The organism is Streptomyces sp. MGP-BFMKR1, from assembly GCF_057766585.1.
The window spans coordinates 6610251-6624830 of sequence record NZ_CM173408.1 but is presented as its reverse complement, the minus strand read 5'-3'; the positions used below and the strand labels follow the sequence as shown (position 1 = coordinate 6624830).

The window sequence follows — 14580 nt, the reverse complement described above, 5'->3', positions numbered from 1 at the left end:
CAGCGCGCTCCGGCCGGGTCGTCCTTCTCTGCTGGCCGGCCCGTGGCCGGCCCACCGGCGGGTCGGGGCGTCGTGGGTCAACCCGGGTAGTCGTAGAACAGCCGCTCCATCACCCCACGGGCGCGCCGGGTCGTGCGGCGGTAGTCGTCCACCATCTCGCCGACGTGTCCCGGCTCGTAGCCGAGGTAACGGCCGACGGCGGCCAGCTCGCGGCCGTCGGCGGGGAAGGTGTCGCCCGGCCGGCCGCGTACCAGCATCACCGCGTTCCGCACCCGGGTGGCCAGCACCCACGCCTCGTCCAGGGTCTGCGCGTCGTCGGTGTCGATCAGGCCGATGGCGTGCGCGGCGGCCAGCGCGGGCCGGGTGCGGGTGGTGCGCAGCCCGGGCTCCGCCCAGGCGTGCCGCAACTGCAGGAGCTGCACGGTCCACTCCACGTCGGACAGGCCGCCACGGCCGAGCTTGGTGTGGGTGGTGGGGTCGGCGCCGCGCGGCAGCCGCTCGGTCTCCATCCGCGCCTTGAGCCGGCGGATCTCCCGTACGGCGTCCTCGCCGAGGCCGTCGACGGGGTACCGCAGCGGGTCGATCAGCTCGATGAACCGCTCCCCCAGGTCGGCGTCGCCCGCGACCGGCTCCGCCCGCAGCAGCGCCTGGCTCTCCCACACCTTCGCCCAGCGCCGGTAGTACGCGGCGTACGAGGCGAGGGTGCGCACCAGCGGTCCCGACTTGCCCTCCGGGCGCAGGTCGGCGTCGATGAGCAGGGGCGGGTCGGCGGTGGGGAGCTGGAGCAGCCGGCGCATCTCGTTGGCGACGGCGAACGCGGCTTTGGCCGCCTCCTGCTCGTCGACGCCGGGGCGCGGCTCGTGGACGAAGAGCACGTCCGCGTCGGAGCCGTAGTTCAGCTCGTGGCCGCCGAAGCGGCCCATGCCGATGACCGCGAACCGGGTGGGCAGGGTCTCGCCCCAGGTGTCGCGCACGGCCGCGCGCAGCGCGCCGGCGATGGTGGCCGCGTTGAGGTCGGAGAGGGCGGCGCCGACGGCGTCGGCCGCGGCGCCCGCGTCCAGCCCGGCCGGTGGTTCGCCGCCGGCCGCCGCGCCGGCGCCGTGCGCCGCCGGCTCGCCCGAGCCGCCGCGCGCCGACAGCGACCCGGTCGCGGCGGCGGGCCCCGTCCCCCCGGTGCCGCCCCCGGCCGCGGCCCCCGCCGCCGCCGTGGTGCCGCCGGCGTACCCGGGGTGGCCCGGGTGCTCGTGGTAGGGGGCGAAGGCGCCGATGAGGTCGGCCGCCGCGGTACGGAACAGCTCGCGCCGGCGCACTCCGCGCGCCGCCGCGACCGCCTGTTCGGGCCCGTCGGCGCGGCTGACGGCGGCGAGCACCTCCTGTTCCAGGTGGGCCCGGGTGCGCGGGCGCAGCCCCTGCGGGTCGCCGAGCAGCGCGACCGCCTCGGGGGCGCGTAGCAGCAGGTCGGGGGCGAGCCGGCCGGCGGACAGGACGCGGGCCAGGTTCTCGGCCGCGGCGCCCTCGTCCCGCAGCAGCCGCAGGTACCAGGGCGTCTTGCCGAGCGCGTCGGAGACCTTGCGGAAGCCCAGCAGGCCCGCGTCCGGGTCGGCGGAGTCGGCGAACCAGCCGAGCAGCACCGGCAGCAGGGTGCGCTGGATGGCGGCCTTGCGGGTGACGCCCGAGGCCAGCGCCTCCAGGTGGCGCAGCGCGCCGACCGGGTCGGCGTACCCCAGCGCTTCCAGGCGCTGCCCCGCGGCCTTGGTGCTCAGCCGGGTCTCGCCCGGTTCGAGCTGGGCGACGGCGTCGAGCAGCGGTCGGTAGAACAGCTTCTCGTGCAGCCGGCGCACCTCGCGCGCGTGCCGCTTCCACTCCTGTCGCAGCCGGGTCACCGGCTCGGTGCGCGGCCAGTCGAAGGGTCGCGACAGCGAGCGGCCGAGGCGCCGCAGGTCGGCCTCGTCCTCGGGGACCAGGTGGGTGCGGCGCAGCTTGTAGAGCTGGATGTGGTGCTCCATGGTGCGCAGGAAGCGGTACGCGTCGTCGAGCGCGGCGGCGTCCGCGCGCCCCACGTAGCCGCCGGCGGCCAGCGCGGCGAGGGCGTCCAGCGTGCTGCCGCTGCGCAGCGAGGCGTCGCTGCGGCCGTGCACGAGTTGCAGCAACTGCACCGCGAACTCGACGTCCCGCAGGCCGCCCGGGCCCAGCTTGATCTCCCGGTCCACCTGGGCCGCCGGGATGTTCTCCACGACCCGGCGGCGCATCTGCTGGACGTCGGCGACGAAGTTCTCGCGCTCGGCGGCCTGCCACACGAGCGGGGCCAGCGCGTCCACGTACGCCTGCCCGAGCGCGGCGTCCCCGGCCACCGGGCGGGCCTTGAGCAGCGCCTGGAACTCCCAGGTCTTGGCCCACCGCTGGTAGTAGGCGAGGTGGCTGGCGAGGGTGCGTACCAGGGGGCCGTTGCGGCCCTCCGGGCGCAGGTTGGCGTCCACCGGCCAGATGGTGCCCTCGGCGGTGACGTCGCCGCAGATGCGCACCAGGTGGGCGGCGAGCCGGGTGGCGGCGCGCAGCGCGGCTGACTCGTCGTCGGTCCCCGCGCCGGAGCGCCGGGGTTCGGGGGCCGCCGGGTCGCCGGGCGCGTCGGGGCGCGCGGTGGCGGGGCGGTGCGGCGCCTCGGCCACGAAGATGACGTCCACGTCGGAGACGTAGTTCAGCTCGCGCCCGCCGCACTTGCCCATCCCGATCACGGCCAGCCGGCACGCGGCGGCGTCCTCGGGCGCCTCCTCGGCGGCGATCCGCAGGGCGGTACGGAGGGTCGCGGTGGCCAGGTCGGCGAGTTCGGCCGCGGTCTGCGCCACGCCGGTGGTGCCGCACACGTCGCGGGCCGCTATGCCGAGCAGGCACCTGCGGTAGGCGGCGCGGAGCGCGTCGGGCTTGCTCAGCTCGCCCGCCGGGTCGCCCCACACGCCGTGCGTCAGGGCCTGCTCGAACTCGGGGATGCTCGGATGCAGGTCGGCGGATTCGTAGGTGGCCAGCGAGCGCCAGTCGTCGGGGTGCCGGGCGAGGTGGTCGCCGAGCGCCTCGGACGCGCCGAGCACCCCGAGCAGCCGGTCGCGCAGCGGCTTGGCCGTGGTGACCGTGGTGAGCAGCGTCTGCCGCTCGTCCTCCGGCAGCGCCTCCGCCAGCCGCACCAGGCCCATCAGGGCCAGGTTGGGGTCGGCGGTGGCGCCCAGCGCGTCGAGCAGCACCGGATCGGCCCGCACGGCGGCGAGCCCCGGTGCGTCGAGCAGCCGCTCGGCCGCCGCGGGGTCGGTGAATCCATAGCGCAGCAGCCGGCCGAACCGGCTGTCCCGTCGCCCTTGCAGCACGGCGTACCCGCCTTTCCGCGCGGTCGTCACCCGGTGCCGGCGCCTACGGCGCGGCGCCCTGGCCACGACCGCTCGCCCTGGTCCGCGAGGGAGCTTAGTACCTGCCCAGCGGGGACCCACCGGCACGGGCGGCCGTGTCCACTGTGCCCTATACCCGCACGGCACGGAGTGCCGCGGGCCGGAGACCGACTGCCTCCGGCCCGCGCGCGCGGGGGGTGGGGACGGGGACGGCGTGCGGGGCGGCACGCGGGGCGGCGTGCCCGGGACGTGGTCGCGGGGCATGCGTGACGTGCGTGACCTGCGGTGCCTGTGGGGGTGAACGGGGCGGGCCGGGAGGCTCGGTGCGCCGTACGCGACTGCCCCGCGCGGCTGCCCTGCGCGGCTGCCCTACACCGGCTGCCGTACGCGGTACGTCGAGCCGCCGCTCAGGGGGACGGTGGCGCGGCCGGGCCGCCGGGGCGCGGGGCGGACCGCGGCAGCCGGTGTCGCCGCGTCAGCCGGTGAGGAGTTCCACCTCCCGCTGGACCACGTCGAAGAACGGCACGTCGTCGGAGTTGCCGAGGATGACGCCGACCCAGCCGGTGTCGGGATAGATGTTCCAACTGGCGAAGCTGCCGGGGTTGACGCCGGCGCGGCCGTTCACCCACTGCCCGTTGGTGAGGCTGACCGGCATCATGTAGGTCCCGAAGGCCGCGTCCGCGGGGACGGACCTGTGGGCCTCGCGGGCCAGGCCGCCGCCCTGGGGGGCGAGGGGGACCTTGGGGCCGAAGAACAGTTCGGCGTAGTGCCGGTCGAGGAGCGTGCCGTCGCGCAGCCCGTGCGCGAAGCGGACCAGGTCCGGCGCGGTGGCGAAGCCGCCGTCGCCGGGGAAGTCGATGAAGCCGCGCGCCGGGTTCTTGCCCAACTGGTACGGGTCAGGGCTGCCCTTGTCCAGGTTGCGGACGGCGTCCACCAGGCTGCCGTCCGCCACCCGCATGTACGAGTGCGCGATGTGCTTGTCGGTCAGCCACTGCGGCCGGGTGTAGAACGCGGTGCCGGTCATGCCGCACCGCCGGAAGACGTTCTCCTCGACGTAGTCCCAGTACGTCGTGCCCGACACGGCCTCGACGATCAGCGCGGGGATGGCGACCTCGGCGCCGGCGTGGTCGGTGGGCGTGCCGGGGGCGGACACCAGCTTGGCCTGGCGGGCCCACCGCTCGTAGTACTCGCGCACCTCGTCCCTGCTCTGGAAGATCCGCTCCAGGTCCTCCTCCGGGGTGTTCAACCCCGAGGTGCCGGAGAGCAGATGGTGGATGGTCACCTGCTCGGCGATCTCCTTGGGGAAGCCCGTCAGGTGCGCGCCCACCGGGTCCGAGAGGCGTAGCTTGCCCTGTTGCGCGAGTTGCAGGATGGCCACCGCGCCGAACGGCTTGCCCGCCGACGAGAGGTTGAACGCGACCCCCTCGTGGTTGCGCACGCCCTTCTCCTTGTCGGCCATGCCGTAGCTACGCGAGAGCACCGTGCGGCCCCGGTGCGACAGCAGCACCACGCCGGAGAACTTGTCCTCGGCGGCCAGCTTCGCCACATACCGGTCGTAGGCCCCGCCGGGCCTGGCGTCCGGCGGAATGGCGTCGGGGTCGGTCGCGGCCGGGGCGGCGTGGCCGGGTCGGGCACCAACTAACTGCGCGCCGCCCGCCGCCACCCCGGCGGCCGTCAACCCGCCCCATCCGAGCAGCTTCCGCCGGTCGATGCCGCGCACGCCGCGTACGGAATCCGAGTCCATGATCACGTTCCATTCCTGATCGTCGGACCGCTCACAGGTGCGCGGCGGTCCACGCGCCCATCGAAGCCGGCGACGCATATCGCAGGCGTATGCGTTTTTCGGTACGCCCGCCACCCGTCGCGAGCCGGGGGCGTCGAGGAACGTGCGGAACGGAGGGAACGGAGGGAGCAGAGGGGGCAGAGGGGGCAGAGGGGATCGCGCGCCGGCCGAAGGGCGACCCACCGCCCGGAGGGCCGGCCCGACCAGCCCCTACAACACCGGCAGCCGGTTGCGCAGTGGGAAGGCGGTCACCTCGGAGCGGTACGTCACCCAGTCCTGCTTCCTGCCGCGCGGGAAGGAAGACCCGAGCCGACCGAGGTCCCCGACCGTGCCGGCCGGGGACCTCGACACCATCGACTGATGGATCTCCTGACGCGCGTCTGACTCAGAGACGATCATTCGGGTGCGCGCCACCAGCCCCTGTGCCGCGCCGGGTTCCCGTGTCGTGTGTCTTGTTCCGACGCGGGATGAGGCCGAGCAGACCCAGAAGGCCGGCGAGACCCCAAAGGCCCCAGCCTCCGTTGTCGTCGTCCTTGTTGTCATCACCCTGCGCTTGACTCTGGGTGGCCTGCACGGTGGCTGCCTGGGCCACCACCGGTGTCTGCGCTTCCGCGGTGACCGCAGCGGGTCCCGCAAGGAGAGCGGCGGTCAGGAGAGCACCGATAGTCATGCGACGCATAGTTCCTCCTCGGATAACCCAAAAGGTGGGCCTTGCTCCCCATAGGAACGGTTCCGGAGAGGCGCGCAACTCCGGCAGGCGCGACAACTCCCGCCGAAGGGCGGTGGGGCCCCTCTCCCGGGCGCTACGCCCAGTAGGGGCCATACGGCCGAACGGGTGACCTGGTGGAGTGCCCTCGTCCACCACGCGCCCCACCCCACGCACGCCCCAACGTGCCCGCGGTCGGCAACGCACTGGGGTCACCCTGCGGGCCTGTACCCACCTGCTTGCGAGCGGTGAGGGGCGGGCCCGCGTCGCCATGGACAGGGTGCGCCGGGGGCGTTCGTCCGGGCGTGACGGCCCCTGGACGGCCCAGAACTGGTCATGACTGCGGGCGGGCCGCCTCCGCCGAGCGGGACGGCCCGCCCGCTTGGCGTTCCCTGTGCCGCTGACCAGCCCTACAACACCGGGAGCAGGTTGCGCAGTTCGAAGGCGGTCACCTCGGAGCGGTACTCCTCCCACTCCTGCTTCTTGTTGCGCAGGAAGAAGTCGAAGACGTGCTCGCCCAGCGTCTCGGCGACCAGTTCGCTGCGCTCCATGAGGGCGATCGCCTCGCCCAGGTTCTGCGGCAGCGGTTCGATGCCCATGGCGCGCCGCTCGGAGTCGGAGAGCGCCCACACGTCGTCGTCGGCACCGGCCGGCAGCTCGTAGCCCTCCTCGATGCCCTTGAGGCCGGCGGCGAGCAGCACCGCGTACGTCAGATAGGGGTTGGCGCCGGAGTCGATGGAGCGGACCTCGACGCGCGTGGAGCCGGTCTTGCCCGGCTTGTACATCGGCACCCGGATGAGCGCGGAGCGGTTGTTGTGGCCCCAGCAGATGTACGAGGGGGCCTCGCCGCCGGCGCCGGCGGTGCGCTGGGAGCCGCCCCAGATGCGCTTGTAGGAGTTGACCCACTGGTTGGTGACGGCGGAGGTCTCCGCGGCGTGCCGGAGCAGCCCGGCGATGAAGGAGCGGCCCACCTTGGAGAGTTGGTACTCGGCGCCGGACTCGTGGAAGGCGTTGCGGTCGCCCTCGAAGAGGGAGAGGTGGGTGTGCATGCCGGAGCCGGGGTACTCCGAGAACGGCTTGGGCATGAACGTGGCCTGCACGCCCTGTTCCAGCGCGACCTGCTTCATCACGAGGCGGAAGGTCATGACGTTGTCGGCGGTGGACAGCGCGTCGGCGTAGCGAAGGTCGATCTCCTGCTGGCCCGGCGCGCCCTCGTGGTGGGAGAACTCGACCGAGATGCCCATGGATTCGAGCATGGTGATCGCCTGGCGGCGGAAGTCCATGCCGACGTTCTGCGGGGTGTGGTCGAAGTAGCCGGAGGAGTCGGCGGGCACCGGGCGGGTGCCGTCGACGGGCTTGTTCTTCAGCAGGAAGAACTCGATCTCGGGGTGGGTGTAGAAGGTGAAGCCGAGGTCGGAGGTCTTGGCGAGGATGCGCTTGAGGACGTAGCGCGGGTCGGCGTAGGACGGGGAGCCGTCCGGCATCAGGATGTCGCAGAACATGCGCGCGGTGCCGGGGGCCTCGGCGCGCCAGGGCAGGATCTGGAAGGTGGCCGGATCTGGCTTCGCGATCATGTCCGACTCGTAGACCCGGGCGAAGCCCTCGATGGCGGAGCCGTCGAAGCCGATGCCCTCGTCAAACGCCTGCTCCAACTCGGCGGGAGCGACCGCGACGGACTTGAGGAAGCCGAGCACATCGGTGAACCACAGCCGTACGAAGCGGATGTCGCGCTCTTCGAGCGTGCGGAGCACGAACTCCTGCTGCTTATCCATAGTACCTATCCTCGCAGGTCAGACGGCTGCTCTGGGGTGCTTGGCAGATCCGGTGACACCTCAGTATCACGCCACCGGGTTTCCGTTGAGTTTCGCATCCGTGCCGGTGCTTCGCGCCGGCGCGTGCGCGTTGGCGTGGGACCGGGCCCGCGCCCGGCGGGCCGGCCCCCTCTCACGTCGCGCGCGGGTGCCCGGCGCGGGCCGGAACACGCCCGCGGAACTCTTTCGCGCTCAACTCTTCCCTGCGTGAGGTGACGTGTGAAATTTTACATGGCACACGCCCTGTACGTGTTCATGACACGACGACGGTGCGGCGTCCCGTGCGCCCCGCGCACGGCCACTCCACCCCCACAGGAGGCATCTGCGATGAGAAGGACCCCGGTGCGACGGCGCACCGGCCCACTGGCGGCCCTGGCCCTGTCCCTGTGCCTCGGCGGCGGGCTGCTCGCCGCCCCGAGCCAGGCGGCCCCCGCCGCCGCACCCCCCACGCCCAGCGCCGCGCCCACCACCGCGCAGGGCCCGGACGGCGCGGGGCCGCTCGGGCCGGCGCCGTCCGCCGCGCGGCCCGTCGAGGCCGAGCACGTACGCGACGCGCGCACCCCGCTCGACCAGCGCCCGCCCCTGTCGGCCGACCGGGACGCGCTGCGGCGGGACTACGACGTGTCCGCCACGCTCGACACGCTCTCCCCCGAGCAGCGCCGCCCCTCGGCGCGCGGGAGGGCGCGCGCGGCGTGCGACGTCGGCGACTTCACCGGCAACACGGGCGCGGCCCTGGTCGAGAAGGTCAGGGGCGCGGCCCCGGACTGCGTCAACACCCTCTTCAACCTCACCGGCGCCGACGCGCGCGGCGCCTTCCGCGAGGAGCAGATGGTCACCGTGGCCGACGCGCTGCGCGCCGGCTCCGCCGACTACCCGGGCGACGGCTCGACCGGCATGCCGCAGATCGTGCTGTTCCTGCGGGCCGGGTACTTCGTCCACTGGTACAACCCGGACGACGTCGGTGAGTACGGGCCGGCGCTGCGCGCGGCGATCCAGGGCGGCCTCGACGCGTTCTTCGACTCCGCGCACGCGGGCGACGTCACGGACGCCAACGGCGAGACCCTGGCCGAGGCCGTCACCCTGATCGACAGCGCCGAGGAGAACGCCCGCTACCTGCCGGTGGTCAAGCGGCTGTTGGAGGGGTACGACGCCTCGTACGACGACTCCTGGTGGATGCTCAACGCGGTCAACAACGTGTACACCGTGCTCTTCCGTGGTCACCAGGTGCCCGAGTTCGTGAGCGCCGTCGAGCAGGACCCGAGCATCCTGCGCACGCTTTCCGACTTCGCCGAGCAACACCTGGACCTGCTCGGCGGCGAGCAGAGCTATCTGACCTCGAACGCCGGGCGCGAACTCGGCCGCTTCCTCCAGCACGCCACGCTGCGGCCCGAGGTCACCCCGCTGGCCAGAGGGCTGCTCCAGCGCAGTGAGATCACCGGCCGCACGGCCCCGCTGTGGGTCGGCGTCGCCGAGATGACCGCCGCGTACGACGGGGCCAACTGCGCCACGTACGGCACCTGTGACCTGCCCGAGCGGCTGACCGATGCGGCGCTGCCGGTGCGGCACGCGTGCGGGCCGAGCATCGACATCCGCGCCCAGGAGATCAACGCGGAGCAGTTGGCCGCCACCTGCGCCAGCCTGACCAGCCAGGACGCCTTCTTCCACGACATCGCGCGGGACAACGGCCCGGTCGCCGACGACCACAACGAGACCATCGAGGTCACCGCCTTCGACTCCAGCACCGACTACCAGACGTACGCCGGCGCCATCTTCGGCATCGACACCAACAACGGCGGCATGTACCTCGAGGGCGACCCGTCGGTGGAGGGCAACAAGCCACGGTTCATCGCCTACGAGGCGGAGTGGCTGCGGCCCGACTTCGCGATCTGGAACCTCAACCACGAGTACACCCACTACCTCGACGGCCGGTTCAACCTGCACGGCGACTTCGCGGCCGGGGTCAGCACGCCGACCGTGTGGTGGATCGAGGGCTTCGCCGAGTACGTCTCGTACTCCTACCGCGACCTGCCCTACGAGGAGGCCGCCGCCGAGGCCGGCAAGCACACCTACCCGCTGAGCACGCTCTTCGACACCACGTACGAGAACGCCGACACCACCCGCGTCTACCGCTGGGGCTACCTCGCCGTGCGCTACCTGCTCGAACGCCACCGCGACGACGTGGACACGGTGCTCGGGCACTACCGCGCGGGCGACTGGCAGGCCGCGCGGCAGCACCTCACGCGGACCATCGGCAGCGACTACGACGCCGACTGGGACGCCTGGTTGACCGAGTGCGCGGCCGGCGGCTGCGCCAGGACGGCCTGACGCACGCCCCGCGGGGCCCGGCCACCCACGGCCGGCCTCGCCGCCACGCCCCGCCGCCCCCGGCCCGGACCCCACCCGGGCCGGGGGCGGCGGCCCCTCACGCCATGGGTGCTACCGGTTGGGCCGAAGGCTTGATGACATGTGAAGTTATACTCTCCGGGCCGAACCTAGGACGGAGGCCCACGTGGCTGACCTGCGGCAACGCAACCTGATCTTGGTCCAGGAGCGGCTGCGCGACCAGGTGGCGAACGCCCTGCGCGCCGCCATGATCGCCGGCGAACTCCAGGCCGGAACCGTGTACTCCGCCCCGGCGCTCGCCGCCGAACTGGGCGTCTCGGCGACGCCGGTCCGCGAGGCCATGCTCGCCCTGGCCCGCGAGGGCATGGTGGAGCCGGTCCGCAACAAGGGCTTTCGGATCACCGAGTTGTCCGACCGCGACCTCGACGAGTACAGCGAGATCCGCGAGTTGATCGAGGTGCCCACCATCGGGCGGGTGACCCGCACAGTCTCCGTGGAGGACCTGGAGTCGATGCGCCCGGTGGCCCAGGAGATCGTGGCCGCCGCCGGCCGGCACGACCTGATCGGCTACCTGGAGGCGGACCGCAGGTTCCACCTCCAGCTCGTGGGCCTGGCCGGCAACGCCCGCCTGGTGGAGGTCGTCGGCGACCTGCGCAAGCGGGCCCGGCTGTTCGGCCTCGCCCGGCTCGACCGCAACGGGGAGCTGATCGCCTCGGCCGAGGAGCACCTGGAACTCCTCGACCTGATGATCGCGGGCGACGCCACGGGCGCCCAGGAGTGCATGCGCCGCCACCTGGGCCACGTCCGCTCGCTGTGGTCCTCACCGGTCAAGGGCGAGGACGGGGACGGGGACGAGCACGGGAACGGGGACGGAGACAGGGGCGGGGCGGAGTAGGCGCGCGGCGCGGGCGGCGTACGCGGGTGCACGGCGTACACGGGTGCGCGCGGCGGGCGGGCGGCGGTGCGCGGCCCGCGACCCAGCCTTCTGCGGTCATACCCCACGGGGGTAAGCTGGCCCGCGATGACCGTACGGGAGCGCGCGGCGCCGAACCAGCAGCGAGGCGGCACCGCCTGGGGTGCCCGGCTGTTGCTGTTCACGGCCCTGCTGTTCGGCATCGTCACCATGCACACGCTCGGCCATCCCACGGAGCACGGCGGTACGGCCGGACACGCGCGGTCGAGCGGGGTGGCGCCCGGCCACCCGCCGATGGCTGACGCCCCGCCAGCCGGCCCACCGCCGGCCGCTCCCGCCCCGGCCGCCCACGCCGCCGACCACCCCACCCTCACCTCGCACGACGCCCTCACCTCGGAGGACGCTCTCACCTCGGACGACGTCCGTGCCTCACACGACATCCTCGCGTCAGGTGACGCGGTCGGCCTCGGCGATCCGCGTCAGCTCGGTGATCCGCGTCAGTTCGGCGCGCCCGGGCACGGCGGGATGGACCCGCTGTCGGTCTGCCTCGCGGTGCTCGCGGCGTGGTCCGTCGTACTGCTGCTGAGCGCGGCTGCCCGACGCCGGGCCAGTGCCCGCGTGGCCCGGCTCGGCACCGCGTACGCCCCCGCGCCGTGGCCCGCTCCGCCGCCCCGCCCCGCGCCCCCGACACGCACCACGGTGCTGCGCCTGTAGGACGGCCCGCGCCGCTCCCCCACCACCTCGCAGCGAACCCGCTCGACCGACCCGGCACACGTGTGCCCGGGCGTCGGCCGGGTGCCGCGCGGTGCCCGCGAGCGGCGGCCGAGCCCACCCTTACGCGTCGACACCGATCGAGGTGCTTTCGTCATGCGCACAACCTCCCGGCGTGCCCTGTTGGCCGCCACCACCGCGCTGGCCGGCGGCGGCCTGCTCGCCGCCTGTTCCTCCGACTCCGACTCGGGTTCCCCTTCGGGTTCCGGTTCGCACGGCGGCCACGGCAAGGACGCCACCCCCGGCGACTACGTCGCCCCCGACGACCCCGCGGTCGCCGCCGCCGAGCGCCGGCGCCGCCCGGGCCCGGTACGTGAGGTGAGCCTGACCGCCGCCCGCGCCCGGCTCGACCTGGGCGGCGGGGTGAGCGTCGACTCGTGGGCGTACGACGGCCAGTTGCCGGGGCGCGAGCTGCGGATCACCGCGGGCGACACGCTCGCCCTCACCCTCGCCAACCACCTGCCGCAGGCCACCTCGCTGCACTGGCACGGCCTCGCGCTGCGCAACGACATGGACGGCGTGCCCGGCCTCACCCAGCGCCCGGTGCGAGCCGGTGCCTCGCACACCTACCGGTTCGCGGTGCCGCACCCCGGCACGTACTGGTTCCACCCGCACACCGGCGTGCAACAGGACCGTGGCCTGTACGCGCCGCTCATCGTCGAGGACCCCAAGGAGCCGCTCGCGTACGACAGGGAGTGGGTCGTGGTGCTCGACGACTGGGTGGACGGCGTCCAGGGCAGCACCCCGGACGCGGTGCTCGCCGAACTCAGCTCGGGCATGGGCCACGGGGACGCGGGCGCCGGCGGCCACGGCGGGATGGACCACGGGGAGATGGACCACGGGGGCGCGAGCCCCAGCGGTACGCCGACGGGGCCGGCGCGCTCCGGGCCGCCCCGGATGATGATGGGCGCGACCAGCAAGCTCCTGGGCGGCGACGCGGGCGACGTGGCGTACCCGTACTACCTGGTCAACGGGCGTACGGCCAAGGACCCGCACACTTTCAGGGCGCGCCCCGGGGACCGGGTGCGCATCCGGCTCGTCAACGCGGGCGGGGACACCGCCTTCCGGGTGGCGCTCGGCGGGCACACCATGACCGTCACGCACACCGACGGCTTCCCCGTCGAGCACGCGCGCACGGACGCGCTGCTGCTGGGCATGGGCGAGCGCTACGACGTGCTGGTCACGGTGGGCGACGGGGTGTTCCCGCTGACCGCCGTGGCCGAGGGGAAGCGGCAGGCCGCGCTCGCCGTGCTGCGCACCGGCGGCGGCGCCGCGCCGGCCGCGGACGTCCGCCCGCGCGAGCTGACCGGCACGCTGCTGACCGCGGAGAAGCTGCGCGCGGCCGAGCCCGTACGGCTGGCCGCCGGCGCGCCGGACCGTACGGTGCGGTTGCGGCTGACCGGCTCGATGGCGCGCTACGACTGGGCGATCAACGGCAGGCCCTACAGCCCGGAGCAGCGCTATCCGGTGCGGGCGGGCGAACGCGTGCGGCTGTCGTTCGTCAACGACACGACCATGTGGCACCCGATGCACCTGCACGGGCACACCTTCGCGCTGGCCTCGCCCTCCGGCGCGCGCGCCGGGGCGGCGGCGGGCGGCGGGGCGGCGGCGGGCGGCGGGGCGGCGGCGGGCGGCGGGGCGCGCAAGGACACCGCCATCGTGTTGCCGGGACGCCGCCTCGACGTGGACTTCGACGCGGACAACCCGGGCCTGTGGATGCTCCACTGCCACAACGTCTACCACGCGGAGTCGGGCATGATGACGGTCCTCGGCTACCGGAAGTAACGCCCCGGCGCGCGGGGCTGCGGCGGGTCCGTCCGTAGCCCCGCGACGGGACCGTGCGTGCGGGGCCGCGACCACGGGCCCGGCCCGGGCACCCGCACCCAGGCCGGGCCAGGTCGGACCACGTCAGGTCGGGCCGGGTCGGGCCGCCTCACGGCGCGTCGGCGAGCCGGGGTCGCAGGTGGTCGTAGGCCCAGGCGGCGAGGGTGGTGGGGGTGGTGGTGTGGACGGTGCGGGGCTGTTCGGGGACGAAGTCCTCGCGCAGGCCGGTCGACATGCCGAGCATGGCCTCGACCGCCGCGTCGGCCATCCCGACCCGCCGCAGCTGGGCGCGCATCGCGTCGTCGGTGATCCGCTCGACGCCGACGGGCCGACCGGTGGCCGCGCCCAGGATGTCGGCCACCTGTCGCCAGGTCAGGTCGGCCGGTCCGTGCACCGCCCGCACGCACCGCCCGGACCAGCCGGGCGACAGCAGCCGCGCGACGGCCACCTCGGCGATGTCGCGCGGCGCCACCCAGGGCATGGGCGCGTCGAGCGGCAGGATCACCTGGAGGGTCCCCGCCCGCAGGGCGTCGAGTTGGTGTTCCAGGTTGCTGAAGAAGTAGCCGCACCGCAGGTGGGTGACGTCGACGCCGGTGTCGTCCAGGGCCAGTTCGGTGTGGGCCAGGCCGTCGATCTCGCCAGCGCCCCGCCGCTTCTCGGCGCCGACGCTGCTCTGGAAGACGACACGGCCGATCGAGTTGTCGGTGACGGCGCGGACCACGCTGCGGGTGGCGCGCGCGTACTCGTCGAGCGGGTCCGGGCCGCCGGTGGTCGGGTCCACCCAGAACAGCGCGTCCACGCCCGTAGTAGCGGCCGACACCGCGTCGGCGTCGTACTGGTCGACCCGTACGGCGTCCACCGCCTCCCGCAGGTCGGGGGCGAGCCGGCCGGGGTCGCGCAGCAGCACGCGCGGTCGCACCCCGGCGCGCAGCAGCGCGGCGACGACGTGCCGGCCGACGTTGCCGGTGGGAGTGGTCACGGCGATCCGCGGGGTTGCCTGGTCCTGCACGGTTGTCTCGCTCCGCATGGTTGTCTCCTTCGGTGGCTCTGCCCGCAGG

Annotated in this window: 10 protein-coding genes; 4 read left to right on the top strand and 6 right to left on the bottom strand. The window is 74.0% G+C overall.

The features are described 5' to 3' along the window. Positions 1–77: 77 nt before the first annotated feature. From AC3CHW_RS26535 to glnA, 5 genes are all read right to left on the bottom strand, one after another. Entirely contained in the window at positions 78–3353 is a 3276-nt protein-coding gene (locus tag AC3CHW_RS26535) for a bifunctional [glutamine synthetase] adenylyltransferase/[glutamine synthetase]-adenylyl-L-tyrosine phosphorylase (RefSeq protein ID WP_488468150.1), read from the bottom strand. A gap of 493 nt (positions 3354–3846) precedes the next feature. Beyond that, a complete protein-coding gene (locus AC3CHW_RS26530; RefSeq protein ID WP_488468149.1) occupies positions 3847–5115 on the bottom strand; it encodes a serine hydrolase domain-containing protein in 1269 nt (422 codons plus the stop codon). A 249-nt stretch (positions 5116–5364) separates the two neighbouring features. Further along, positions 5365–5508 carry a glutamine synthetase gene (locus AC3CHW_RS26525; RefSeq protein WP_488468148.1) on the bottom strand — a complete coding sequence of 48 codons (144 nt, stop codon included), beginning with the start codon at positions 5506–5508 and terminating at the stop codon, positions 5365–5367. A gap of 31 nt (positions 5509–5539) precedes the next feature. Beyond that, positions 5540–5824: a WGxxGxxG family protein gene (locus AC3CHW_RS26520; protein WP_398607853.1), complete on the bottom strand. Its 285-nt coding sequence runs from the start codon at positions 5822–5824 to the stop codon at positions 5540–5542. Positions 5825–6270: 446 nt separating this feature from the next. Continuing rightward, positions 6271–7632 carry a type I glutamate--ammonia ligase gene (glnA, locus tag AC3CHW_RS26515; RefSeq protein ID WP_176161294.1) on the bottom strand — a complete coding sequence of 454 codons (1362 nt, stop codon included), beginning with the start codon at positions 7630–7632 and terminating at the stop codon, positions 6271–6273. A gap of 366 nt (positions 7633–7998) precedes the next feature. On the opposite strand from glnA, the gene AC3CHW_RS26510 reads away from it, so the two are divergent. The 4 genes from AC3CHW_RS26510 (at position 7999) to AC3CHW_RS26495 (ending at position 13483) form a co-directional block, all read left to right on the top strand. After that, the gene (locus AC3CHW_RS26510) at positions 7999–9996 is read left to right on the top strand and encodes a collagenase (RefSeq protein ID WP_488468147.1); all 1998 of its coding nucleotides are present in this window, start codon (positions 7999–8001) and stop codon (positions 9994–9996) included. Between the two features lie 184 nt (positions 9997–10180). Then, the gene (locus AC3CHW_RS26505; protein WP_488468146.1) at positions 10181–10909 is read left to right on the top strand and encodes a GntR family transcriptional regulator; all 729 of its coding nucleotides are present in this window, start codon (positions 10181–10183) and stop codon (positions 10907–10909) included. Between the two features lie 126 nt (positions 10910–11035). Continuing rightward, positions 11036–11641 carry a hypothetical protein gene (locus tag AC3CHW_RS26500; protein ID WP_488468145.1) on the top strand — a complete coding sequence of 202 codons (606 nt, stop codon included), beginning with the start codon at positions 11036–11038 and terminating at the stop codon, positions 11639–11641. Between the two features lie 153 nt (positions 11642–11794). Next, entirely contained in the window at positions 11795–13483 is a 1689-nt protein-coding gene (locus AC3CHW_RS26495) for a multicopper oxidase family protein (protein WP_488468144.1), read from the top strand. A 148-nt stretch (positions 13484–13631) separates the two neighbouring features. Here the strand turns inward: AC3CHW_RS26495 and AC3CHW_RS26490 are convergent, their stop codons facing one another. Beyond that, positions 13632–14549: an NAD(P)H-binding protein gene (locus tag AC3CHW_RS26490; protein WP_459249846.1), complete on the bottom strand. Its 918-nt coding sequence runs from the start codon at positions 14547–14549 to the stop codon at positions 13632–13634. Between the last annotated feature and the right edge of the window lie 31 nt (positions 14550–14580).

What these genes read in the sequence shown, in the direction of transcription:
- AC3CHW_RS26510 (WP_488468147.1), top strand. Translation starts at nt 7,999, where the DNA reads ATGAGAAGGACCCCGGTGCGACGGCGCACCGGCCCACTGGCGGCCCTG.
- AC3CHW_RS26530 (WP_488468149.1), bottom strand. Translation starts at nt 5,115, where the DNA reads ATGGACTCGGATTCCGTACGCGGCGTGCGCGGCATCGACCGGCGGAAG.
- AC3CHW_RS26490 (WP_459249846.1), bottom strand. Translation starts at nt 14,549, where the DNA reads ATGCGGAGCGAGACAACCGTGCAGGACCAGGCAACCCCGCGGATCGCC.
- AC3CHW_RS26500 (WP_488468145.1), top strand. Translation starts at nt 11,036, where the DNA reads ATGACCGTACGGGAGCGCGCGGCGCCGAACCAGCAGCGAGGCGGCACC.
- AC3CHW_RS26520 (WP_398607853.1), bottom strand. Translation starts at nt 5,824, where the DNA reads ATGACTATCGGTGCTCTCCTGACCGCCGCTCTCCTTGCGGGACCCGCT.
- glnA (WP_176161294.1), bottom strand. Translation starts at nt 7,632, where the DNA reads ATGGATAAGCAGCAGGAGTTCGTGCTCCGCACGCTCGAAGAGCGCGAC.
- AC3CHW_RS26525 (WP_488468148.1), bottom strand. Translation starts at nt 5,508, where the DNA reads ATGGTGTCGAGGTCCCCGGCCGGCACGGTCGGGGACCTCGGTCGGCTC.
- AC3CHW_RS26495 (WP_488468144.1), top strand. Translation starts at nt 11,795, where the DNA reads ATGCGCACAACCTCCCGGCGTGCCCTGTTGGCCGCCACCACCGCGCTG.